At 44.8% G+C, this 25,457-nt stretch carries 20 protein-coding genes; 11 read left to right on the forward strand and 9 right to left on the reverse strand.

What is annotated here, in order from left to right; all coding sequences use genetic code 11:
• Positions 1 to 115: 115 nt before the first annotated feature.
• On the reverse strand, positions 116 to 1,405 hold the full coding sequence (locus RLO19_RS05780; protein ID WP_446354640.1) for a glucose-1-phosphate adenylyltransferase: 1,290 nt from the start codon (positions 1,403 to 1,405) through the stop codon (positions 116 to 118).
• 273 nt (positions 1,406 to 1,678) lie between these two features.
• Between RLO19_RS05780 and RLO19_RS05785 the strand changes: the two genes are divergently transcribed.
• The gene (locus RLO19_RS05785; RefSeq protein WP_446354642.1) at positions 1,679 to 2,368 is read left to right on the forward strand and encodes a response regulator transcription factor; all 690 of its coding nucleotides are present in this window, start codon (positions 1,679 to 1,681) and stop codon (positions 2,366 to 2,368) included.
• A gap of 146 nt (positions 2,369 to 2,514) precedes the next feature.
• Positions 2,515 to 3,423, forward strand: coding sequence for a D-Ala-D-Ala carboxypeptidase family metallohydrolase (locus RLO19_RS05790; protein WP_446354644.1), 909 nt, complete (start codon positions 2,515 to 2,517; stop codon positions 3,421 to 3,423).
• 46 nt (positions 3,424 to 3,469) lie between these two features.
• Here RLO19_RS05790 and RLO19_RS05795 read toward each other — a convergent pair whose 3' ends face one another.
• The 3 genes from RLO19_RS05795 to RLO19_RS05805 all read right to left on the reverse strand — a co-directional run bounded on the left by RLO19_RS05795 (position 3,470) and on the right by RLO19_RS05805 (position 7,573).
• A complete protein-coding gene (locus RLO19_RS05795) occupies positions 3,470 to 4,735 on the reverse strand; it encodes an RNA-guided endonuclease InsQ/TnpB family protein (RefSeq protein ID WP_446354645.1) in 1,266 nt (421 codons plus the stop codon).
• Between the two features lie 332 nt (positions 4,736 to 5,067).
• Complete coding sequence (locus RLO19_RS05800) at positions 5,068 to 6,927, reverse strand: protein kinase domain-containing protein (protein WP_446354647.1); 1,860 nt, start codon at positions 6,925 to 6,927, stop codon at positions 5,068 to 5,070.
• Between the two features lie 289 nt (positions 6,928 to 7,216).
• A complete protein-coding gene (locus RLO19_RS05805; RefSeq protein ID WP_446354649.1) occupies positions 7,217 to 7,573 on the reverse strand; it encodes a GNAT family N-acetyltransferase in 357 nt (118 codons plus the stop codon).
• Positions 7,574 to 8,002: 429 nt separating this feature from the next.
• Between RLO19_RS05805 and RLO19_RS05810 the strand changes: the two genes are divergently transcribed.
• On the forward strand, positions 8,003 to 8,386 hold the full coding sequence (locus tag RLO19_RS05810) for a hypothetical protein (RefSeq protein WP_446354651.1): 384 nt from the start codon (positions 8,003 to 8,005) through the stop codon (positions 8,384 to 8,386).
• A 41-nt stretch (positions 8,387 to 8,427) separates the two neighbouring features.
• Here RLO19_RS05810 and RLO19_RS05815 read toward each other — a convergent pair whose 3' ends face one another.
• The 3 genes from RLO19_RS05815 to rppA all read right to left on the reverse strand — a co-directional run bounded on the left by RLO19_RS05815 (position 8,428) and on the right by rppA (position 11,393).
• Positions 8,428 to 9,405, reverse strand: a complete 978-nt coding sequence (locus RLO19_RS05815; RefSeq protein ID WP_446354653.1) for a Gfo/Idh/MocA family protein — start codon at positions 9,403 to 9,405, stop codon at positions 8,428 to 8,430.
• A gap of 131 nt (positions 9,406 to 9,536) precedes the next feature.
• Positions 9,537 to 10,289 (reverse strand): PEP-CTERM sorting domain-containing protein, encoded by a 753-nt coding sequence (locus RLO19_RS05820; protein WP_446354655.1) that lies wholly within the window; start codon positions 10,287 to 10,289, stop codon positions 9,537 to 9,539.
• 420 nt (positions 10,290 to 10,709) lie between these two features.
• On the reverse strand, positions 10,710 to 11,393 hold the full coding sequence (gene rppA / locus RLO19_RS05825; RefSeq protein ID WP_446354657.1) for a two-component system response regulator RppA: 684 nt from the start codon (positions 11,391 to 11,393) through the stop codon (positions 10,710 to 10,712).
• Positions 11,394 to 11,477: 84 nt separating this feature from the next.
• Between rppA and RLO19_RS05830 the strand changes: the two genes are divergently transcribed.
• From RLO19_RS05830 to ggt, 7 genes are all read left to right on the forward strand, one after another.
• Positions 11,478 to 13,532: an ATP-binding protein gene (locus tag RLO19_RS05830; protein WP_446354659.1), complete on the forward strand. Its 2,055-nt coding sequence runs from the start codon at positions 11,478 to 11,480 to the stop codon at positions 13,530 to 13,532.
• A 250-nt stretch (positions 13,533 to 13,782) separates the two neighbouring features.
• Positions 13,783 to 16,140, forward strand: coding sequence for an eCIS core domain-containing protein (locus RLO19_RS05835; protein WP_446354661.1), 2,358 nt, complete (start codon positions 13,783 to 13,785; stop codon positions 16,138 to 16,140).
• 177 nt (positions 16,141 to 16,317) lie between these two features.
• Positions 16,318 to 16,533: a hypothetical protein gene (locus RLO19_RS05840; RefSeq protein WP_446354662.1), complete on the forward strand. Its 216-nt coding sequence runs from the start codon at positions 16,318 to 16,320 to the stop codon at positions 16,531 to 16,533.
• Between the two features lie 86 nt (positions 16,534 to 16,619).
• Complete coding sequence (locus RLO19_RS05845; protein WP_446354664.1) at positions 16,620 to 17,498, forward strand: hypothetical protein; 879 nt, start codon at positions 16,620 to 16,622, stop codon at positions 17,496 to 17,498.
• A gap of 11 nt (positions 17,499 to 17,509) precedes the next feature.
• Positions 17,510 to 18,019: a barstar family protein gene (locus RLO19_RS05850; RefSeq protein ID WP_446354666.1), complete on the forward strand. Its 510-nt coding sequence runs from the start codon at positions 17,510 to 17,512 to the stop codon at positions 18,017 to 18,019.
• Positions 18,020 to 18,133: 114 nt separating this feature from the next.
• Complete coding sequence (locus RLO19_RS05855) at positions 18,134 to 18,964, forward strand: hypothetical protein (RefSeq protein ID WP_446354668.1); 831 nt, start codon at positions 18,134 to 18,136, stop codon at positions 18,962 to 18,964.
• 142 nt (positions 18,965 to 19,106) lie between these two features.
• A complete protein-coding gene (ggt, locus tag RLO19_RS05860; RefSeq protein WP_446354669.1) occupies positions 19,107 to 20,897 on the forward strand; it encodes a gamma-glutamyltransferase in 1,791 nt (596 codons plus the stop codon).
• A gap of 117 nt (positions 20,898 to 21,014) precedes the next feature.
• Here ggt and RLO19_RS05865 read toward each other — a convergent pair whose 3' ends face one another.
• A complete protein-coding gene (locus RLO19_RS05865) occupies positions 21,015 to 21,563 on the reverse strand; it encodes a hypothetical protein (RefSeq protein WP_446354671.1) in 549 nt (182 codons plus the stop codon).
• 62 nt (positions 21,564 to 21,625) lie between these two features.
• Complete coding sequence (locus tag RLO19_RS05870; RefSeq protein WP_446354673.1) at positions 21,626 to 22,972, reverse strand: cytochrome P450; 1,347 nt, start codon at positions 22,970 to 22,972, stop codon at positions 21,626 to 21,628.
• Between the two features lie 510 nt (positions 22,973 to 23,482).
• Here RLO19_RS05870 and RLO19_RS05875 point away from each other — a divergent pair.
• Entirely contained in the window at positions 23,483 to 25,453 is a 1,971-nt protein-coding gene (locus RLO19_RS05875; RefSeq protein ID WP_446354675.1) for a lipoxygenase family protein, read from the forward strand.
• Positions 25,454 to 25,457: the final 4 nt, after the last annotated feature.

Below are 25,457 nucleotides of genomic sequence, written 5' to 3' on the forward strand. Positions count from 1 at the left end.
GAAACTCATGCGGTAGACAATGCTTACGTTGGAATCTGATTCTTCCAAGCTGCCGCTTCAACGAATTAAGCGGCAGTCATTGACAACTTTACCGTCCCCATTTCCCTATAAAGACCTAAATGACGGTTCCATCGGGAATTACAGCATTTTTGAGAACAACGACAATGCCACTGCGGATCAAAAAGCCTTGTTTTTCACGTTCGGCTTCCTCGACTCGATCTTTGTTCACAATTTGAACATCCTGACCAATGCGAGCGTTTTTGTCAATGATGGCACGGCGAATTGTGGTTCCTTCACCAATCCCTAAGGGCACACGTCCAGTCTCTACACCTGATTTACGTTCGGCAAAGGGTTCGTAGAAGTCACATCCCATGATCAGAGTATCTTCAATCACACAACCGGCTTCAATGCGAGAGCGAACTCCCAATACCGAGTGATGGATACGACAATCTTTGAGAATACAGCCTTCTCCAATAATCGATTGCGTCACATGACTATCCAAAAGTTTGGTCGGAGGCAAATAACGGGCGCGAGTATAAATCGGTGCCTCTTTGTCATAGAAGCTAAAGGGCGGCTGGGGTTGCCGAGTTAAGGCTAGATTGGCATCATAGAACGCTTCAATGGTACCAATGTCTTCCCAATAGTCGTTGAACAAATAGGCTTGAACGTTATGGTCCGCCGATGCTCCGGGGATTATTTCTTTACCAAAGTCGGTCTGTTCCAGGTTGGCTTGCAACAACTTGATCAACGCCTCTTTGCTGAAGACGTAAATTCCCATCGAGGCAATATAGGGTTTTTCCTTTGCCTCGTCTGGTTTCAACCCTAAAACCGTCGTATCCACCTGCATTTGCTTGAGGGCATCACCTTTGGGTTTTTCACTGAAATCAATCACCCTGCCCGTATGATCAATTTTCATCAAACCAAAACTGCTTGCCAGTTTCTCACCGATGGGCACCACAGAAAGGGTGATATCGGCTTTAGTTTGGCGGTGGTGTTCCACGAAATGGCGATAGTCCATCCGATAGAGATGGTCGCCGGATAGAATGATGTATTCATCAACATCCCACTCCTCTAGTAGCCACAAGTATTGACGAACTGCGTCTGCTGTTCCCTGAAACCAGCTTGGATTTTCAGCGGTTTGTTGGGCAGCAAGGACTTCCACAAATCCATCGGTAAAGCCAGCAAAGTTATAAGCGCGGGCAATATGCCGATTTAAGGATGCTGAGTTAAATTGGGTAAGAACGTAAATTTGATAGATCTCGGAGTTGATGCAGTTACTGACCGGAATGTCAATCAGGCGGTATTTACCCGCCAAGGGAACAGCCGGTTTAGCCCGCAACTTGGTCAATGGATAAAGGCGGGTGCCCGCGCCACCTCCGAGAATGATACCTAATACTCTTTTCACGAAACACCTCTGGAATGCCGATAGACTCTCAAGTCTTAGTGTCCGCTTGTGTGGAAATCTTTTCAAGAGGGTAAGGGAGAAAGTTAACTCTCTTTTGGGAAAGAAAAACCAGAAAAACGGCGTGAATAGAAGCACTTCAAGCTTTCTACCCCGACTGGAGTAATAATTTGAGGTAGGGGTTGTGAGCAACTATTCGGTTGAGCTTGTCAGTTCTACTCCGTTGATGCCCAATTTCCATTAAATTAGGATAAGTAAGGGTAAAGGAAGTGAGAGATGTCAGCACAACTGTTACTGGTCGATGACGAACCGGGGATTCGGGAATCAGTCCCAGCCTATTTAGAAGAGGTGGGTGGTTTTACCGTCGATGTTGCCAGTAATGCCAATGATGCATGGCAAATGTTGCAACAAAAAACTCCCGATCTGGTAATTACCGACGTTATGATGCCTCAAGTCGATGGGTATCAGTTTCTCAAGAAGCTGCGAGAAGACCCTCGCTTCAAATCACTGCCGGTGATATTTCTCACGGCTAGAGGGATGACCACAGACCGAATTCAAGGCTATCAGGCAGGTTGTGATTACTATCTGTCTAAACCCTTTGATACGGATGAATTGGTCGCCATGGTGGAGAATTTGCTAGAACGTCGTGCGGCTACTGCTCAGGAAAAGGCGGGTACGGCAGATTTAGGGAATATCGAGAAAGAGCTGACCGCGATTCGGGAAATGTTGGCTCAACGGGGCAATATTTCACAAACCCCTCCGCCCATCCGCATCGACTTTACGCCACGCGAGCAAAGTGTCTTGGATTTGGTCGCCCAAGGGCTGATGAATAAAGAAATTGCTCGCCGTCTGGAAACCAGTGTCCGCAATGTGGAGAAATATGTCAGTCGCTTGTTTAGCAAAACCGGAACTAATAGCCGTACCGAGTTAGTCCGTTATGCCCTTGAACATGGCTTGACTCAATAAAATATTCTGTTCCGTAGCAGGGGAAAAGGATAGCAGGGAAAAAAGTAGCACAAGAGAAAATTATATGAAAGTTAACATGGTCAAACTAGAGAATTTCTAGTGCTAATCTAGGTGAATGTCACATTCCGCTACGTCCAGAGAAACAGATGGCAACCTTAGTTGTAACCACCGACACAGTTTTCAAAACCCAACCGATTCAGTCTTCAGAACTCGCCGACTCCGAGAAGTACCCTGTACCTAAGGGAGAATTCGGACTCAAAAGTTACCAGGAACAGAAGGGTCATCTTAAAGTCACCTTAGCCAATCCCCTGGGCGATCGCACGGAATGGTATGTGTTTAAAGGACACGTCGAGGTTCTCAACACCTCCACCTTAGTCGTCAGGCAAGATACCATTTTCAAGACTAAACCCTTACAAGCCAAAGACCTACCCGACTCCGAAAAATTCCCGGTTGCCAGACGAGAACTCGCCGTCAAAAACTTCCAGGAAAGAGGTATCCATCTACTGGTGACGTTAGTGAATCCCCTTGAGAATGATTCCAATCGCCTGGACTGGTATGTGTACGAAGGGCACATTGATGTGCTTAAAATTGCCACCTACTCTCCGCCAATGGACGAACCCGAACCCGTTAACCGGGGGATTTTGTTCCGAATACCAGGACGCGGACAAGTTGGAACGGATGACTCTATCATCCCCAATGGCAACTTTACCTGGGGTGAAGCGACAAAAAACGGGACTCGCATTCCGGTTAATGAACTCATTGTAAATAACATCATCGCTATGGCGCGACAGATGGAAGAGGTGAGATCACGCTTGGGAAATCGCTCCATTACTATTACCAGTTGGTATCGACCCCCGCTTGTGAATCGTGCTGTTGGTGGTGCGACGCGTTCAACCCACTTAGAGGGACATGGTGTTGATTTTTTGGTCAGTGGACTGACACCCAGAGAAGTGCAGCGACAACTCGATCCCTGGTGGCCCGCTGGATTGGGGTATGGGAGGAATTTTACCCATCTCGATAATCGAGGTTATCGGGCAAGATGGAATTACAATTAATTTGACGACTCCCCTGACTAAAAGTCAAGGGGATTCTTAAAGGATGTTACGAGGCGGACTGAAGTCGCGCCTCTCCACCCTTGTTCCTGCTTCTCGGACTCTTAACTAGACTGTTGCCAGTCCCCGTCAGACCGTCTCCACAAGCATTTTCTTCGTCTAGGATGCGTCCCACCCCAGACAATCCTCTATTTCTAACAATCTGTGCAGCCGCTACATCGCGATGCGTGGTGTACCCGCACTCAGGGCAAGAGTGAACCCTATCACTAAGTTTTTTCTTACCTGTATGGGCATCGCATTGAGGGCAGACCTGGGAGGTGTAATCCTTGTTCACTTCACCAAAGTACACACCACGCTTCCAACACACCCATTTGAGGATGCTGACAAACTGCCCAAATCCGGCATCTAAAGTATGTTTCCCAAGCATCCCCTTTGCCCACACTCGAAAATCGATATCTTCAACGAATATCATTCCAGCCCCATCGCATAGCTTGTGAGCTAATTTAAAGTGCCAGTCTTTCCGAGTGTCGCTAATGCGCTGATGCAACCTAGCAATCTTTCTATTGAGTTTGTGGCGATTGCTTGACCCTTTCTTTTTGTGCTTCAATCTGCGTTGGAGCAATTTCAGCTTCCGGTGCAGCGAGTTCAAAAATCGAGGTCTATCAACCACAAGCCCATCAGAAGTTGCAACGAATTTGTCTAATCCCAGGTCTATCCCTAGCGGATGACCACCATCCATAACATCGGGAATAGATACATCACACTTTAGCGATAATTGCACGAAGTATCCAGACGCTTTGCGAATGATTCGAGCTTGCTTCATAACAAACCCGTCCGGGATTTCTCGCGACTTAACATATTCCAGCCAGCCTAACTGGGGAAGCTTGACTTGATTCCCTTTTAAAAGCTGACCTTTCCCCAGTTGTGGGTAAACAAAAGACCTCATCCGGTATCTGTTCTTAAACCGAGGAAAACCCATTCCCTTACGCTTCATGTCCACAACAGCCGCTTCCAGCCTTTTTAGGACTTGTTGCAATGCCTGAGCGTTAACGGTTGCTAACTCTGGAAACTCGGTTTTAGCTTTTGTTAATGTCCTACATTGTTGAGCATAGTTAGGATAGGGTGCATCTGCTGGGATGATGTATTCTGATTCCAGCGAACAAGCGTTAACCTGACATTTACGAGAATTTGTCCAATCCTTCCTTTCACGCAAAGCAAAATTCCAGACTTGGCGACACATGCTTAGCGTATGTTCAATAGTCTGGACTTGCTCTGGTGTTGGGATTGCCTTAAATTCGTATGTCAGGTTTAACACTTGTGTTTACCTCCTATGAAATTATAGCGCGTTTCATAGGACATGGAAGCAGGGATACAGAGGGCTTTAGCCCTTAAGTCGCTTTCATCCACCGCTTAAAAGACGGTGGCTCTCAGCTTCTTAGTGTTTTTGGTAGAGACGTTCCATGGCACGTCTGTCAAAAATTTCTTTTATAGCAACCGCCATAGCAGTTAGGACACATCATTTGGTAGAGACGTTCCGCCGGAACGTCTGGAACAACAGTTCGCTATACCTTGCAACAATAGCTCCTCCCCTTGGAAGCATAGAGTCTTAGACACTACCAAAGTGTAAGTATTCAACCGGACAGAGTATTAAATAAATTGCCAAACTTTAATCGTTTTATCTTGAGCCGCGCTCACCAAGGTTGAACTATCTGGACTAATTGCTACAGACATTACACCTGCTGCATGATCAGATAACGTCTGGAGAAGTTTTCCACTACCCGGATGCCAAAGTTTAACGGTTCCATCAGCACTACCACTGATTAATAGACTCCCTTTGGCGCTAATTGCCACAGAATGAACCGCATCTGTATGTCCAATCAGTGTTAATAAAATATTGCCTGTCCTCAAGTTCCAGACTTGAATCGTCCCATCTGAACTACCACTGATTAAAAGTTGACCACTAGGACTAAAAAAGAGTGAATTGACGGCATCGGTATGTCCATGTAGGGTTAACTGAATCTCACCTGTGGCTAAATTCCAAAGTTTAATCGTGCGATCTACACTACCACTTGCCAAGGTTTGTCTATCTGGACTGATTGCAACCGTTTGAATCATGCTGGAATGACCATCTAGGCTGTTTTGTACATCCTGCGTCTTGAAATTCCAAACCTTAATCCGCTGATCAGCACTCCCACTGGCGAGAATCTTGCCATCTAAACTGATAGCAACTGACTTAATCCAACCTGAATGTTGCTTCAGGGTATGCTTTAAGGTTTGGGTACTTAATTGCCAAACTTTAAGCGTGTGATCCCAACTACCACTGACTAAAAACTGTCCATCTGGACTAAAAACAACGGCATCAATTAAGTTAGAATGCCCAGAAAGGGTACAATGGGATACACCACTATCCAGATGCCACAGTTTAACGCTACGATCCGCACCACCACTAGCCAGCATCTGTCCATCCGGATGAAAGGCGATCGCATGAATCGAACTCGAATGACCCCGCAATGTCTGTACACATTGCCACATCGGTGTTAGCGTGTTTGGCGTCATCGATGAAACAGGGGAAGGGACTGAAAATAATGGGGCTAATTCTTGGCTTAAATTCAAATCCTGGAGAATCTGGGCTGCTGATTGATAACGCCGCTTCACCGCCCCCTCTAGCATTTTAGTCAAGGTTTGCTTAAGCTGATCGCTAATGGGTTCGATCAGGTAATCTTGCCACACCCACATTCCTTCTAAACTGTTGAATAAATCAAAGGGATGAACATTGGTCAGTAAATGAATACAAGTCACCCCTAAACTATACAAATCACTACTCGTCACCGCTTTGCCCATCAGTTGTTCCGGGGCGGCGTAAGCAGCAGAACCAATAACCGTTCCGGTTCGGGCTAATGCTGTTTTCGTAGTCAATTTTGCGGCACTAAAATCGACGAGAACCAGTTTCTCTGCCTCTGTCTCTATTCCTGTATCTGGAGAACGAATAATATTAGCTGGATTAATATCGCGGTGAATCACCTGATGAGAATGAATATACTGTAAGACAGGCAGCAGTTGTGCCAAGATATGACGAATCTGGGTTTCCTTAAATGCCCCTTCTTTAGCGAATTGTTGGGCTAAGCTTTCTCCCTCCACTAAGCATTGCACGATCGCACCCGCTGTTCCCATTTGCGGATTGGGTTCAAAATAAGCCAGCAGTCGAGGAATCTGGGGGTGTTCGCCTAGATTTTGTAATCGGGCGGCTTCTTGACGAAAGGATGCAGCCGCTTTCTCGATATTGGTTGTACCTTGATTGGTGGGTGAAAACTGTTTGATAATACAAGGGGATAATCCAGACTTATATTCGTCAATTGCCCTAAAGGTACGACCAATACCCCCCTGACTAATCAACTCCATGGCACGGTAGCGATCGCCTAAAAGTAATCTTGACCCACAGGCAGAGCAAAATCTGGCATGATCAGGGTTGTCGGGTTTGTGACAAGTTAGGTTAAAACAATAACTCATTCGCTCTCTTTTTGGGCGTGACACACCTAATTTGGTGTATTAAAATTCTATCCAGAAACTGTAGGGGCGCATGGCGTGCGCCCATAAAATCTGCCAATCTAATCCATCATTTTAGCTGGGTCACGCCACTAAAAATAGAGGCTTTGCGTAAGTCCTATTGTTATGCTGTCATTACAGTGTGATGTACAAATACCTGATCCAATACCGTTAGCAATAAGCCGATATCATCCACCTTAAAATCTTCTGCCCTCTGCCTTGGAGCCTTCTGCCTTCTTTTGTACAACCCATTTCAGGCTTGATGTATGTGGCTACCAGACGGATGGCGTATCATCCAATCGTCATCCGTTGACACAAAACCATGTCTACTGTACCAGGTTCGTAAATTTTCCATGCCAAAAGGACTACCCTTGTCCAATTCTAGAGTAATCGGTTTATCATCCAACATCTGGCAAAGCATTTCCAAGATTTTAGAACCGTACCCTTTGCCACGATTACCAGGCATAACATTCAAGAAATTGATAAAATATGATGTTTCATCCGCACAGACAGATGCCACACCGACTAACTCATCTGCCTGAGTAAACTCATACCTCATTTCCCCTTGATGTCCAAAGGTTCTGGGAACGACTTGTACCGATAGATTCACGGTTTACTCATCCTCTTGTCCATTCAATTTATACATCAACCTATTTTCAAATTCCGGCTAGTGCGTCGGCTGAGGTTACCCCAGTTAGCATTCGTCTTATGTCTTATGTTTGCTCCCTGTGCACCTAGAAAGGCGGGTTTAGTCAGGTTATCGGTCAAACCTGCCCCTACATCGGGATCTTGTCATAGTGCTATGGCAACGTCTCTACATGGCTTCCCCAGCTTAAGTTGACACAAATGGGACGTGGTAGACGGCGCGATCGCTTCTTTCTTGAAGACAGGGAGGGGTGATTGAACCACAACTAAAGAAAGAAAAATCTATCTTCTTGGGGATACCTCTTTGTCAATTATCGTTTCCTCTGATAGAGGTAAACCTGACTCTAGTTAAAAATAATAAAAATGTAACAAACTCTCATGGGAGAGAACACCAATGCGATATAAATATCTTACAGCTATAGGAATTTTAACCGCTATTTTCGGCTTAGCAAACCCTGTATCGGCTCAATCACCAGTCACTACCAACGCCGAAGACGTTACCCTATCCGGTGAATCCCTAACAGGCATTGAACAGAGAACTCTCAGGGATGATTTTGACCAGTTCTTTTTAAATGATCCAGCGATAGCATGGAGAGGAACGGGTGGTAACCAGATTGAGTTTAACAACCAAGTAGGTGGTGACTGGCAAGTAATGGAAGACGTGGAAATCTCAATTAACGAACCCTTATCTCCACCTATCAGTCCGATCAATTTCCGCAGACACGAGAATTTAAGCAGTGGTATTGATCGCGTGGAAGTACAAGTTGAACTAGATTAATGGTTATAGGTTTTGCCAAAAGAAGGGGCGGGTTTAGGACTCTACTTTAAAAGAATCGTTTGATTTGTTTTGGCAGATTGGCAAGCGGCGTCTCCAACCTGAAGCGCATATAAACTGGCTGCACTTGACACATACAGAGGCTTTCCATCCACCAGATGATCCAATACCATTTCCGTATCTTTAACAAATAAACCGCGACGCCCTGCTACAGGGATAGGTTGTTCTTGCTCTGCTCTAATTAATTTGCCTTGATCGCCATCAAACACCAGCGTGCCTTGATCGCCGTGGACTTCAAAGGTTCGTAATTTCTGCCAGAATATTTCTCCTTTACCATAGGTAACTTGGACAATTAAACCTTTGACAAACTGTAATTGAGCCGTACATAGACAGGCACGATAATAGTCTGAATTCTGCCAAAATTGAGCATTACAGCTAACTGTTGCGACGTTGCCAAATAAATTAGTAAATCGATGGATATGGGGTAATGCGGCTTTAAAGGGAAAGCCAAATAAATCATGATGGTATGTCCAACGCTGCGGTGCTGGCTGTTTCGGCACAATTGTGACATATCGGGCATAAAAGGGAGTGCCAATCTCTGGTAGCGATTGCTGTAAGGCTTGATGTAAGCCGCCCAATAGCTCAATATGTTCCACATGTAGAAGTTTGCCTTGAGTTTGGGCGAGGGCAATTAGGGATTGGGCTTCTGTTGGATCAAGGGAAATGGGATATTCGACGACAACATGCTTCCCTGCGGTTAAAGCCGCCCTGACAATCGCCCCATGATCGCGATTAATCGTACAAACAAAGACTAAATCCACCTCTGGATGTGCCACCACCTGTTGCCAAGATTCGACAGCGCTGGTTTGGTGACGTTGTACAAAGTCTTGCACTGTTTCCGGGGTATGTCCACTGACAACCACTAGCTGCGATCGCGCATCCGCCTGCAAGGTTTGCGCCCGTTGGTTGGCGGCATATCCAGTTCCGACGATACCAGCCCTAATTGGCAGTTTATCCATCATTTTTGATTAGTCCTCTCGTTTCATCCCTCGGATAAATCACGAGGGCTTTCACCATCGCTTATGACGTAAAAATCCCCCTATTCTAGAGTAACTAAGTAGGTGAACACAGACAAACTCACCAAACGTCCTGGTTATTTTACCTTATTTTGCTTTCTGGAAGACTCTTTTTTCAAAAAAGCACCAAATCCCAGCGCTACACCTGAACCGAGAATAGTCAAGGGTTCGGGAACAGGTTCGCTGTTACCCACTTGGATTTGATACGCAAGGTTAGAGCGAGTCGGTTGATCTCCAGTCCAACTGAAGCTCACTGTACCTTTAAGTTCAAAGGATTCTGAGATATCGCTAATCCGCAGATAGTTTACACCGCCATCCTGAGCTACAGAAGAAAAGCTTAAAGGTAAATTGTTGAAAGACTTACCCTCGACCTTACTAAAGCTACTAGAAGTATTTCCATTAACAACTGATTTTGTACGGATGTATATCGTGTCGATTGGATCGCTAAAAGCTTGGCTGCTTAGTAGTGTTCCGCCAACATTATAATTGACCATTGAGCCATCGTAGTTCAATGTGAAATCGTATTCTATACCATTCCCCCATTCAAACTGTGCTGACTTCACAGGGTTTCCAGCTTTATCATTAATCCCTAACTCTCGCTCAGCCGTGTTCAAACTGTTATTACCAACTCGCCCCTCAGCAACGAAGACTTCGGTAAATTCCCCACTATCAATTAACCCATCGAAATCGTCATCGGTTAAGTTGGGTAGACTCGTGACTGTAGCGGCACTGGCAACACCCGAAACGAGAAACATACCCACAGTGGCTAAACCAACGCCTAAAGCAACTTCAGCTGCTCTGAAAGAAATTTTTGAGTAGATGCTATTCATCGTTACACCCCGTATATACCCTTATCTCACAGTATAATTCTCTCTTGAGAGAATTTATGTGAAGTGTTGATAAAGTAAGATCCAAATCCTAGCGCCAAACCCATAGTTATGTTAAAGCAACAAAAATTGTCAATATTTTTTAAGTCGGGCAGCATTTCTATGCCAACCAACGGGGAAGAACTTGAGCATTGTCTATAATTATTCTTAATTAGCTAGACGGATGCTAGCTGAATATCCCCGAATCAACCCAATAGGGACTGTTGAGAAAAAAAGCATTAGGAGAGTTGATCTGTAAGTAGTTTCTTGCGGTTGAACTTAACTCTAATGGCACTGAAAAGCGTGCATTTTTGGCTCGCCGAAACTCTTGATATAGCGTAGGGTGGGCATTGCCCACCAACATACCAGTCAGTACCATTCAACTTAACTCCCCTCACCAAACCGATATCCCTTCCCGTATACCGTGTGAATCAGGGGGGCTTCACCAAGAGCCTCTATTTTGCGGCGTAACAAGCGAACTAAAGCAGCTAAGACATTACTACTCGGTTGTGCCTCATCCTGCCACAACTGTTGATAAATTTCCCCATGAGTCAATAGTTGACCCGAATGACGCATAAAATAGTCCAGAAGCTGGGTTTCTTTTTCCGAGAGTTCAATTAATCGTCCATTACGATAGGCGAGCTGATTTTCCACATCCAGTTCTAAAGAAGCGACGCGCAACCGAATAGGCGCATTTGTTTCCGTCGCCGCCTTCCTCCGCAACAGAGCACGAACCCGAGCCAGTAATTCTCGTAGTTCAAAGGGTTTAACTAAATAATCATCAGCCCCAGCATCTAACCCCATCACCCGATCATCAAGAGTATCTTTAGCCGTAAGGAAAAGAACAGGCGTTGTTTTCCGGTGCGATCGCAACTGTTGGCAAAGCTCTAACCCAGACTGATGGGGTAACATCCAATCTAAAATAAGTAAATCATAGTCGCTTTGCATTGCTAACTGGTATCCGGATTGTCCCTCGTAAGCCACATCAACCTCGTATCCCTCCCGCTTGAGGACTCGGCTTAAGGGATCAGTGAGTTCAACTTCATCATCAACCAAAAGAATACGCATTATTGGTCATTGGTCAGTGGTCATTCGTTAGGGAACAGGGAATACACTATATCATGGTGAATATTGCTGCCCTTAAAGATGCCAATGTCTGTATCCCGGCTCAATGAAACCGAAAGCTGGTTAGAAGCCAATCAGCAGTATTTGATGGGAGAGATTGCGCGAGTGCGCCAAGGGTTGGAACGCAAGAGTGATCAAGTCACCACCGGTATCTCTCTCACCTTAACCAATGGCTTCTATCCGAATGGGAATGGTTTGTACCATCAGCCCGACACGTCTGTTTCACCGCCTCCCTTGTTAAATCAGCTTTGCCAAATGTTTGGGCTATCCTCATTTGAGCGAGATTTGCTGCTCTTATGTGCTGGGATGGAATTTGATGCCTCTTGGGGGTTACTCTGCGGCATCGCTCAGAGTAATGAGCAATTAAAGTATCCCACATTTGCTCTAGGGTTGGACATATTACCCGACGGACATTGGGGGGCGCTGTCGCCAGATGCACCGTTGCGTCGCTGGCGGTTAATTGACGTGGGTGAAGGGGTGACTTTAACCAATAGTTCACTACGGATTGATGAGCGGATTTTGCATTACCTGCGCGGCGTTCAATATATTGATGAGCGCTTGGCGATTATGGAGGAACCCATGCCTTTACCGGGTATTTTGGTATCCTCTCATCAGCAAAGTGTCCAACAAATCGCTACAACCTGGTTACAGGTGGGCGAGGGTACATTCCCGGTGGTGCAGCTATGTGGGGAGGATGTCACCAGTAAACGTGCGATCGCAAAAGCTGTATGCGATCATCTAGGGATTAATCTCCATGCTCTTTCTGCTGAATCTCTACCCACGGATACCAGTCAACTTAATATTGTTAAGATACTCTATGAACGGGAATGGGCATTAAGTAGCACGGTTCTGTTGTTCAACTGCGATCATCTCGAAACCAATGATCCAGCCAGAGAAAGCGCGATCGCTCGTTTCATCGAAAGCCTCAACACACCCTTAATTGTCACGAGTCGCGATCGCCGCCGCCAACGCCAGCGTCCGATCATTACTATAGATGTCCATCATCCCACAAGCGACGAGCAGCGTTTAATTTGGCAAAACGCTTTAGCCGATAAAGCCCCCAAACTTCAGCCTTCAATCAACCTATTAGTGTCTACATTTAACCTCAGTGCTCCCGATATTCATACGGCTTGCTTAACCCTCAAAGGAATGAATATCGAGACACAGGAAGAAGACGAGCAACTCATAAACGAAGACATTGATAACTCATCCGTCATCCCACCCATTACCACTAAATTGTGGGACGTATGCTGTATTCAAGCCCGTCCCCGCATGGAAGAATTAGCCCAACGAATTGACACAGCCGCCACTTGGGACGATTTAATTTTGCCGGATATTGAACGCACTGTATTGCAAGAAATTGTCACCCATGTACGCCACCGGATGAAGGTGTATGAAAGTTGGGGATTTGCCGGAAAAAGCAGCCGTGGGCTGGGAATTAGCGCTCTATTTGCGGGGGCGAGTGGAACCGGGAAAACTATGGCAGCAGAGGTGATCGGCAAAGAGTTACGATTGGATGTTTATCGGATCGACCTCAGTTCAGTTATTAGTAAATATATTGGTGAAACTGAAAAGAACTTACGCCGGGTTTTTGATGCCGCAGAAGGAGGCGGATCGATTCTTTTATTCGATGAAGCCGACGCCTTATTTGGTAAGCGTTCTGAGGTAAAAGATTCTCATGATCGCCATGCCAATATTGAAGTCAGTTACCTATTGCAACGCATGGAATCCTATCGAGGATTGGCAATTTTAACGACCAATATCAAAAGTGCATTAGACCAAGCCTTTATGCGCCGGATTCGCTTCATCGTTCAATTTCCCTTCCCCAGCGCTGAGCAACGTAAAGAAATTTGGCAACGCATATTTCCCAAACAGACACCAACTGAGAAACTGGATTATCGGAAATTGGCAAAACTGAATGTAGCGGGCGGTAATATCCGGAGTATTGCCATGAATGCAGCATTTATCGCGGCAGATGCTGGGGAAGCCGTGCAGATGAAACATATTTTACAAGCCACTAAGAGTGAATATGTGAAACTAGAGCGACCATTAACCGATGTGGAAATCAGGGGATGGGTTTAGGGATTGTAACAATTCATGTAGAGACGTACCATGGCACGTCTTGTCAATTGATTGTGTGTAGGGGCGGGTTTAGCCGTTTAATTTGAGTATCTACTGATAACCTTTCAACAAAACCCGCCCTTCTTTGTGGCTGGTGTGATAGTTTTGTGCAAATCTAGTAATCGATTGTGATTACACCGACTGCATTTCTAGTCCCCTAGTCACCTCTTCACCCATCCCCAATCACTATTCCCTAAAGTTCCGTAACAATTTGAGCGATCGCGAATTGCAAAAAGGACTTGTGCAGGATAATATTAAGTATTCACAAGTTGAGTTGGGAAGACTGGTCATGGGTAGCCGACGGCGTCTTAACAAAAAAACATCCTGGGAATCGACTTCTTTACCAGTACGGAATCCTTTACAACCGCGCCCCTTCGGTAAAGGTATCCAGGCGAGACGAGCAGAGTTACCAACAACCAATGTCTTGCAAACTCGTCCCTTCGGGACTCCCAAGCAGGCATCTACGCCTAGACAAGAGATGACAGATCTCCAAGCTCAACTCAAACAGGCAGAAAGCTTTGGCTATAATGCCGCTAATATTCCCACCGTACCTTCGAGTAGCGCTACACCAATTCAGGCAAAGCTGACGATTGGAGAACCGAATGATAAGTATGAGCAGGAAGCGGATCAAGTAGCGTCTCAAGTCGTTAATCAGATTAATTCGCCTCAGAGTCAGCCGTCGGTTCAGGGTAAGACAGTACAACGGGAAACTCTACCACCAGAAGAAGAGGAAGAGGAAACTCCCGTTAGTGCCAAACTCGAATCAGGAACACTACAACGGGAAGCTTTACCACCAGAAGAAGAGGAAGAGGGAACTCCCGTTAGTGCCAAACTCGAATCAGGGACACTACAACGGGAAACTCTACCACCAGAAGAAGAGGAAGAAACTCCCGTTAGTGCCAAACTCGAATCTGACACTATCCAGCGTCAAGGTATTTCTCCTGAAGAGGAAGAGAAAAAAAAAATTAGCCCAAAGTTAATGAGGAAATCCCAATCGGGAACAGGGAGTACAAATGCCTCCGTTAACTTAGAAGAATCCATTCAACAAAAGCGGGGTCAGGGACAAGCCCTCTCAGAGGATATCCGCGAACCGATGGAGCAAGCGTTTGGCGCTGATTTCAGCGGGGTAAAAGTACACACTGATAGCCAATCTGACCAGCTTAATCACTCAATTCAGGCGCGTGCTTTCACAACAGGATCAGATGTTTTCTTCAAGCAGGGCGAATACAACCCTGGAAGTAAGGATGGACAGGAATTAATTGCCCATGAGTTAACTCATGTTGTTCAGCAGACAGGTACTGTTCAGCGCGATGATGATCCGGCAAAAAAAGACAAAAAAAAGTCTAAGAGTACCATTGAGGAACTCAGAGACGCATTGGGCGGTTGGGGGGCAGATTCAGACAAGATTTTGCAGTTGCTAGGTAAAGCGTCTGCCTCCGAGAAGAAGCAGATACTAGCTGACTCTAAACTGATGGGTCAACTTCAGAGTAAACTGAGTCGCCGTGAGATGATTCAAGCCCTCAATGCTCTGGAGGCTCCCCTTAAACAAAAGCTGAATGCAGCAATGAAGGGTTGGGGTTGTGATGCTCAGCTGATTAAGGATCTGACAGCCAGTGCCAAAGACGCAGAGAAGAAAGCCGTTTTAGCTGACACAGCACTGGTTAATCGACTCTCAAGCGAATTGAGTCGAGCCGATATGTTGACGGTTTTAGGCAACCTCAATGCGCCTCTGAGAGACAAACTAAATGCGGCGATGGATGGTTGGGGAGTCGATGCTGAGGCGATTAAGACTCTGACTCAGGCAGCATCGGATGCAGAAAAGCAGGGGATTTTGAATGACGCGGCACTGGTATCGAGGCTTTCGAGTGAGTTGAGTCGAGCCGATATGCTAGTGATTCTGGGTAATCTCAATGCCCCTCTTAAGAATAAGCTGCGTGTAGCAATGAGTGGTTGGGGTGCAGATACACAAGCTATACGCACTCTAATAAATAATGCAGATGTAGCCCAAAAGCAAGCGGTGCTGGCTGATGTTGCGTTCCTAAGGAGTATGTTAGCTGAATTGAGTTGGGATGACTTCGCCAAGAGCGTGGAATTGCTTGGTCGTCAAGCTCCTACAGCAAACGAACTTCTAGCCAATGGTAATGTACAAAGCGCCTTAGGTGCTGCATGGACAGATTCTCAAGTGAATGATCCAACAAATCGACATGAAGAAGGAGGCTGGATATATCTGAATCTAGTTACAGGTGAGATTTCTACTCGAAGAGCGCCTGCTGGTGCACAGGCAAGGCTGGATCTGGGGAATCCACCACAAGTAGATGAGTCGATAGTTGTTGGAGATTTCCACACTCATCCAAATCCTACATCACAAGGTTGGCAACCCAGACCAAGTACACAAGATCATGCACACGGAGCATGGGCAGGTGTTCCTGGTCTTGTACGTTCCGATATCGGTGATTTCACCTTTGGTCCCAACCAAAGACTCCATTTAGCTGGAAATCGAGGTTTTCCTGGCTCTTCTGGAGGAGTTGCTCCACAGGCTCGAAAAGATGGAAGTTATGACGAAATATAGTTCATAAATTCAAGAATAAATAGTTACTAAGAAAGGTGTTTACGATGTTGAATCGATTGGTTATGAATTTAAAAAAAAACGGCTATTTTGATAATTGCGTTGACTTTATTAAGTCTTGGCATCTTCGGAGTAAATGCTTATCAAGTTGTACAAAACCTTGATAAGGAGGAACAAAAAATGCAAATTACAAAAGAAAGAGTTCTGGAAATCGCCCGTGAAGATGCAGCGCGAGTATATCAAGACTTATCGATTTATGAAGTCACCATTGAAGCTGATGGGGAAAATTGGCGCGTTGATTACAACCTAAAAGATCCAGCAGTGGTTGGAGGAGGTCCTCATTATATTATTTCCGGACAGGATGGTACTATTCTTCAGCGGCGGTACGAACAATAAAAACATAAGAAGATTATTTCTTGCCTCCAGTTAACGTCAGACTGTTGACTGGTATAATCCCTATTGTCCGCTGGTCAGGAATAGTAATGGACATTGAACGGCTCAGACAACTCTGCTCACTTCAGAGTCTGAAGGTTACCCAAGATATCGACGAAGTGTTACACAGACTCAGGAATCCTCTGGCTGAATATACAGAGTTGGAGTTGCGGTCTGATCAGAAACACGTTGATCTGATCACCTTAAGCGAAGACCCCAACGCGGTGGATGAGTTTTTGGCAATATTAAAAGACCGAGGAACCCCTGAGCCAGATTGTGCCACAATGATTGCCCTGGCTAATTTTGGAGCGGGTTATGTTGTGGGAATGAAGCTGCCAATCGCTGGGTCAGTTTCCGGAGGAGAGATGTACATTCGGGGCGCAATTCCGCTGTCGGAAGTTGAGTACTTTTTGGCACAATGGGGTGTGGGTAAAGAAGCGATCGCGCAGATTTCAGGATTAGCTCAAATCTTTGAAAAGGATTACACTCATATTCTGGCAGCCGATGCCACGTCTCCTCCCAGTTTTAGCGTATTTTTCACCACCTATCTCGTTCCCGGAGAGGAACAACATGACCGCGATCGCTTGCAGCAGGCGCTTGCGAAAACGGGTGTTACGGAAGATGGTATTGAAAAATTTCTGCCCTTACATCGTTTGCTGGGTGCCTCACGACCCGAAACTCTCTACTTTTCTTGGAGGATCAAGGATGGCAAACCGACAATTGGAGCTAAAATTGACTACGCGGGTGTTCGACTTGGGCTTGTTTCAGAGATGCTCACCAGTATCGGTGTAGCTAATCAAGCTAGACTCCCGATCAAATGGGGTACACAGCTTAATGTACGACAAGCTAACTATGCGAGTCTTGTCATTGGCTCTCACCAACTATCAGGTGTTCGTGCCTACTTTACCATTCCTAGTACAAAACACTGACGTAATGCTCAGTGGATTATGAACCGCTTTTCAAACCGAAGCCACCAATATTCTATGTTCAAGTGGCAAATGAATCGGCTTTTGCTGACTTGTATCTTCAGTTAACATCAGATTATCCACGGGCGGCGATTCGGATGATTAGGGGCAATAAAAGTAAAACAGCACCTGACTTTTTCAATGAAATAGGTGCAGCCCTTCAGTTTCCCTACTACTTTGGCGAAAACTGGGATGCTTTTGACGAAGGCATTACGGATCTCAGTTGGCTCGATGGGGAAGCTTATCTGTTAATGGTAAATCAGGCTAATTTGCTTTTACAAGACGCCCCACAAAAGGATTTCCAGATCTTGATGGAAGTGTTATCGGATGCTCATGAGACATGGCTGACGCAACCCCAAATCGTCAACGAAGACGAACAACCAACAGCGTTTCATGTTTTGTTAGCTTGTACGGATGAGCATCATTCTGCATTGAAACAACGATTGACTGATTCTGGGGTAGAGTTTCAGATGTTTTATCAGTAGGTGGACACAATAAAAGTCTGAGAAGAAGTAACTTTAGCTTGGCGATAAAACTTGACATAATCATAAAATAATGATAGATATCAAGTATATCTCCAGTTAAATTTGGAGGGGGTTATGGGTATCCGACGACGAATCCGCAAAAAACGGTCTGGGGAAGATGAGTTTATCCCAGCACCAAGTTCGTTACAGACGTACCCTTTGGCACGCTCCTTCGGGAAGGGTATCCAAGCTAGACTTGCTAAGTTACCTGTCACCAATCTCTTCCAGACGCGCCCCTTTGGTTCCCCCAAAAAGGCATCCACTTCATCCAAGGAAACCGCAGATATCCAGACGCAACTGAAACAAACGGAACGTTTTGGGTATAACGCGGCAAATATTCCAGTGTTTCCACCCAAGAAATCGAAAAAATCGAAAGGGAAAGAATCCGATCACGATCAGATTGTCATCCATAACCATCCCGGTGGAACGCCTCTGAATCAGGGTGACATTGTATCCGCGATCGCAAAGGACAATAAAGAAGTACAAGCCGTGGGTTACTATGGTAAATTTAGCCTACGGCGCAAGGATGATACTTGGCAGATTAGTCAAGAGCAAGTGGCGAGGGCTTATGCTCAAGGGGTTGAGCAGTGGTTGCAAGAATGCCCGAAGGAATTAACCGAACATTATCCGGCGAAAAAGGATATCCTGCAAGCGGGAGCAACCTTTAAACAGGATCGGTTTATGGTAAACTATTTTGCCTGCAAAATTTTGGCAGCGCAAAGTAAAGGTGCAGTGGTTTACGAACACCCTGACGAAAAGGAACTAATCCAAAAACGGGCAAACCTGTACCGCGAGAGAATTGTTGTCCCGCTTAAGCGCACCTCCCCTGTCAACGCTAATCCGACAGGTACGAGTCTGGGGACAAAGCTGGAAACCCCCAAACTGATGAGCGATCGCATAGAATAGTCGTTCGGTTGCGATCGCGCTTTCCTGATACAATCCCCCCCTGTTCCAGACGTAGTATACTACGTCTGGAACACTGATCAATGGGGTAATCTGATCTGATAGGATCATCCAGTCCGCAAGGGTGAACAAACTACCGTATTCCATGCTAATTTTAAAACGTTTTCATCAAATTATCAAAATACCCAGTATCCGAATTTATCGTTTTTCTCACTATAAAAAACAAATCCTGATTATCCTGGCTACAGTAAGTCTGATTTGTACCCAGGTTGTCGCTCAAGATGTCCCCATTTATAGCCCCCGAGACATCTTTCATCCGGTTATTGCAGAAAATGGCATGGTTTCCTCTCAAGAAAGCTATGCCACACAAGCCGGTTTAGCGGTATTAAAAGAGGGCGGAAATGCCATTGATGCTGCCGTAACCATGGGATTTACCATGGCAGTCACCTTACCCAGTGCGGGAAATATTGGCGGTGGTGGATTTATGCTCGTTCATTTAGCTGATGAAAATAAAACCATTGCCATTGATTATCGAGAAAAAGCCCCCAAAGCCGCAACCCGTACTATGTTTCTGGATGAAACGGGTGAGGTTGAGCCAGAAAAATCTCGCCATAGTTATTTAGCTGTTGGTGTTCCTGGAACGGTTGCTGGATTAACAATGGCACTGGAAAAATACGGGACAATTTCTTTAGCACGGGCGTTACAACCTGCGATTGAATTAGCTGAAAATGGGTTCCCTGTTTCCGAATACTTACATCGTTCCCTAATTGCTGTGAAAGAACGGATGCAGGCTTATCCGGCGAGTTGGACTATCTTTTATAAACCAGGGGGAGAACCGTATCAGATTGGCGAAATTCTGGTGCAAAGGGATTTAGCGCAGAGTTTGAGATTGATTGCCAGGGAAGGATCAAAGGCATTTTACCACGGCGCGATCGCAGAGGCGATTGTGGCAAACATGGAAGCCAATGGTGGCTTGATTTCTCAAGGGGATTTAGCGGATTATCAACCTGTTATCCGAGAACCGATTCGGGGTACCTATCGTGGCTATGAAATTTATTCCATGCCACCGCCCAGTTCTGGGGGAATTCATCTGATACAATTGCTGAATATCTTAGAAGCATTTCCCCTAGGTGAACTGGGACAAAATACCGCCCAAACCATTCATTTAATCACCGAAAGCATGAAACTAGCTTATGCGGATCGGTCTAAATATTTAGGGGATACTGATTTTGTTTCTGTCCCCATTTCTGGGTTAATCTCTAAACCCTATGCCAATCAGCTACGCCGCAAAATAAATCTAAATCAAGCAACGCCCAGTCAAACAATTGCCCCCGGAAATCCTAATCCGTTTATTGAAAGCAACAATACTACTCATTATTCAGTTATGGATAATCAGGGAAATGCTGTGGCGAATACTTACACCTTAAACTTCAGTTATGGCAGTAAAATAACGGTTCCTGGGACAGGGATTCTGCTCAACAACGAAATGGATGACTTCTCAGCCAAGCCAGGAGTCCCCAATGCTTTTGGTTTGATTGGTGGAGAATTTAACGCCATTGAACCGGAAAAACGGATGCTCAGTTCTATGACGCCAACGATTGTATTAAAAGAAGGAAAACCTTTTCTGGTGACGGGGAGTCCGGGTGGTAGTCGAATTATCACGACGGTTTTGCAGATTATTTTAAATGTTATCGATCATGACATGAATATTGCCACAGCAACTAATGCGGTTCGTGTGCATCATCAATGGTTTCCTGATGAGTTGATGATTGAACCAGGATTAAATAAAGACACCATTCGTCTGTTAGAGGAAAAAGGACATCAGATTACTCTCACCAATACCATGGGAAGTACCCAAAGTATTATGTTGGTTGATCAAACCTTAAAAGGTGCATCTGACCCCCGACGTCCCGGTGCTTTAACCTTGGGATATTAGATTCAGGCTCAATTGGTCTAGCGAGAAATTATATAGCAATCCTATATAGGATTGCTATAGCTGTTTTGACTGTAGAGGCGATTCATTAATCACCTCTACTTTGGTTTTCCAAGTTTACTAATTCTGAGTAATCACCAAAAACTCACTGGGGATTTTCGACTGCACATTATAGAATGTGGGAGTATACTGACGATTTTGATCCAAAATCTTTCTGAGTGTATATCCCCAAGCGTTGGAGAGTCCTAAGAACCACGAGTTTTTTCTCTCCCAGGTATTTCCCTTCATGTCGCTATCAAGTTGAGTCATGGTGAATTCTGCAATCCACTTAGGTAAACCGAATCCGAATACAATGGGAGTAATTTGGGCATGGTGGAACGTTTGATCAAACTCAACTTTATAAGTTAACTTGGTGAAATTAACCACATTGAGTAATCGACGTCCACCATCAGAAACACCAAATGTCCACTGAAATGGGGCAAAAACGGGAACAAGTAACGTTCGGCTACTCACGTCCCATTTCCCGCCCTCCAATGTTAGGCAATCATCGGGAAAAGGATTGCCATCCATGAAGAACACCCCTTTAAGAATGTCGGGTAAATCTGTTCCCCTGTCTTGTCTCATCCAAGTGGCAATATTATTAAGTTGCCGAGTTTCAATTGTTGCCATAATTTGTTGGGCGTATTGTTGATTGAGGTAAAACGGATAGTCGTTAAGCCAAAGACAGACAGTTAATCGGAGCGTCGAGCAAAACCATCAAGCACCAGATTGGGTTTGAAAGGAGCAAACTTTTTCATGTCCCACTCTCCCCCAGAAAATGAACGCCATTGATAATGCTTGAGTGCATATAAACAAAATAGCTTAACTAGGGCAATAGACAAGGCTCTACCCGGACAGTTGCGTTCCGGGTTTGAGCCATTCCACGATAAAATATCGCTGTGATCGCGTGTTGTTTTGAACGTATCCGGACTTTCATATTTTTTGGGATCACGATGAGCAGTAAAGACAGAAGCAACAAGGCGAGTTCCCTTTTGGAAGGGACATCGCTGACCCCCAATTTCTACCTCCATCGCTTCCGTAGACATTTGATTAAGAAAACGAACGGGTGGGTACAGACGTGCTGTTTCAAGAATGACTTTTTCGGTTAATTGGAGTTGGGCTAATGTTTGGGCGTTCGGGGTGTCTTGACAATTCCAAACTGCATCTATCTCAGAGATAACATTTGCTCTCAAGGGTTCATTTTGACATAAAACGCTGAAAACTGAGGCAAGTAGGTCACTTGTACCCGCCGTTCCAGCAACGTGGATCATATCAAACAGACTGTTAGCAACCTGCTGTTCGTTTAACTGATGTGTTGCCCCAAACGCCAGATACTCCTGATATTTGGGTGATTTCTTGTAAGATTCTATTAAACGTTGGCGATGCTGAATGTGCGGTTGTGTCTTCTTTCTCAAGAGTGTGTTATGAACAATATTGGGAACTGTGGCTAAGCCAAGATTAGCGCTGTAGGCTGCTGATCCCGCAATTTCTGCCTCAGATAATTTTAGGTTAAAAACGAGTTCGTGTAACAGCGCTACAATTATTTTGGGTAGGTCTGTTTTCACGTTCATTGTTCCCTGCTTAGCAACGCTAGCCAGTCCTTGATTGGCGAGCGTTGCTAATACCTCTGTCGTTTCTTCGGGTTTTGGCAAGGCGTGAAAGAATAAGGCGCGAATTCCGGCATGTTCATTACCGTTGGTTCCTAAACTCAAGGGATTACCTAGGAAGAAACTGCGAGCATTTATTTTCAATGGTCCTAAATAATTGTCCCGTTGTTGAGGAACCGTTTCAACTAATCTTTTTGCATCGGCGTAAGAGGTATGAATGATTGCCTGATCTAGACCGAGAAATTTATCCGAGATCTGTTCCTTCCGCACATACAAATAATCCCGCCATTGCTGAGTTAGTACCGGAAGGTCTAAAAAATAAGCCCTTAAACAAATGAGTTTGCCAAGGGGATTATTCCGACCAATTTTCGCCAAGAGGCGTGAAAACTTAAGTTGACGCTCATGGGCTTCGAGTATCTTTTGATTTTCCATCCTTATTCGCTAAAAACAATCAAATTCAATAAAGAAGTTCATTACACTTATTGCACTTTATGGCTTTCCGCTGTTTCTTGGGTAGATCCCGAAATAAAAATTTACATAAATTTATAAAAATATAGAATCTAAAGAATCTTGAACAGACTTGAAACACTGCTCAAAATAGTATACACTATGAATCTGCCTAAAGATAGAAATCTTATAGCCAGTCTCAATGATTTGTGAAAACCGATGGGGTTGAAAATTTAGTCCTATTAAGGATTTTTATTTCATAACTGATTTAGACGCCCTATATTTTTTAGCTTGATCGGGATAAAGCATTGACAAAGGGCTACTTTTTTGTTAATTGCCTTGGTAGTTCGTTATTTTCCAATCAGCGCTCGGTTAACAAATTGTAGAATAGGTTAAGTTTTACCCAGTAAGCGTTAGAGTAAAAATTAGGGAATTTTCCATCATCAAACAGGCAAAAATAAACCCAAAAACCATTTTTTGAGGCAAGGAATTAAAATGACAAAGTCGCAAACTATTGTTCAAGAGCTATTACAAGTTTTAAAACTCCGACTCCTTAACACGGCGGCGGCTCAACAAAAACTCAAGAAAAAAGCCGAAAAACAACAGTTTGAACTAAGTAAAGTTGTGGGTCAACTCGTCTTCAGTGATACGCAAAACCCCTTGCATAATATGGAAGTCGAGGTATGGGATCGAGATATTGGCACTCCCGAAGAGTATTTAGGGAAAGGGATCACCGATCGCAATGGTTATTTTGAGATTTACTATGATCCAGAACAAGCTGGCTTTAAAGATATACCTGATTTAGAATTGAGAGTGATCGAAATTCGCACCAGCTTCGATACTAACAATGAAGTGGTTCTTGCCAAGCGTCTTGCCTACACGATTAAAGGACCGGACAATGTCACGCAAAAAGAGTATGACTTTGGCACCTGCACCGTTCCATACTGGCTATACAACCCCACCAACCCATTCCCCCGCATTCTGTTTACCGATTTAGAGGGAACACCGGATGAAGATCCGATTGGTCGCAAACTGCAAGGCTATGAAGCGGCGAATCATTTGACCCCGATTAAAGCAAAGCATGTTATTGCAAATACACTTAACCCGAACAAACCTTCCCTTCAGGAAATCCAAGCCGATTATCCGCCGAATTCCACGATTGAGCTAGAACGAAAAAATCCAGGCTACACCCGAAGTGATGAATTCTTTGGACTGCGGGTTCTCAATGGGATGAATCCCTGCTTACCGAAAAAAAGTAAGAGTAAACCGAATGAGTACAAGGTGACGTTCAACTGGGATGCTTACGAAAAAGATAAAATTCATGACCTGCACAACGTTGAGGCGACATTTGAGATAAAAGAGGGCAAATTATTACCCACTTCGATTACCATTCAAAGCCGACATCCTGATTCCTACGATCCCTTTTCTCCCCTCAAAGAACCGCTCACCTATACTCCCAATGATGGTGAAAAATGGTTGCAAGCAAAGCGAATTTTCCGCACCAATACGTTCTACGCGGCTGAATTAATTGAACACTATATCAAAGCTCATTTGCAGATGGAGCAATATACAGTTGCTGCCTTCCGTAACTTGAGAAAAAATCCGCTCCGCCTGATGTTGATTCCTCATCTAAAAAGTTTAATTAACATCAATCGACGGGCTGATACTGTGTTGGTAGACCCAAATGTTGGCTATGTCACCACCGCAGGACCTTTGGTAGCAGAGAGTGTGGTTCAGATCTGCCATGAAACAATGGCGAAGTTGGATTGGAAAGGTTGGCAACCTCGTCAGCCTTTATGTGAGACGCATACTTATGCCAAGATAGCTAATCTTTATTGGCAGCTTTTGACGGAATACATTGAGGTATTTTTCCAAAAATATCAGGATGAGATTGAACGAGAGTGGATTGAAATTCATCGCTTATCTGATGATTTGGTTAGCCATAGTGTGGATTATGAACCCGGAAAAGATAGTGGAGGGAATGGCAGCGATGCTTATGAATGGTATGATACCAATGAACTGACTAAACCGAACAATTCAAGACGAACCATCAATGGCAGTCTAAAACTGGTTAGTCCAGTGACTCAATCGGACAAACCTGATGCCAATGATATGGAAACCTTGAAACAATTCTGTCGGTTTGTGATTTTCCACGTTACCTTGTGGCATTCCTGGGTTAATGATTCCCAAACTGATGCAGGTGGGGAAGTGTTTTATAATTCCCTAGCCTTGCGAAATGGTAGCTTTGGGAGTGAGGATGATCCGGTAATCTCTCCCGACTCAGCCGAAGCGACGCAGCTTCTCTATTTGGTGAATGTGCTAACGGCAATTAAGTACGGATACATCATCAAGAATGAAGATGGGGATATTCCCGCCGAATTCCGCACGATTCTGTTAAATCACAAGCAAGACTTTGCTAAACTCGACTTTGATGTGAGTAATATTAGAGCGCTGATCAATATTTGATATG

Source organism: Coleofasciculus sp. G2-EDA-02, assembly GCF_040226375.1.
Lineage (GTDB): Bacteria > Cyanobacteriota > Cyanobacteriia > Cyanobacteriales > Coleofasciculaceae > Coleofasciculus.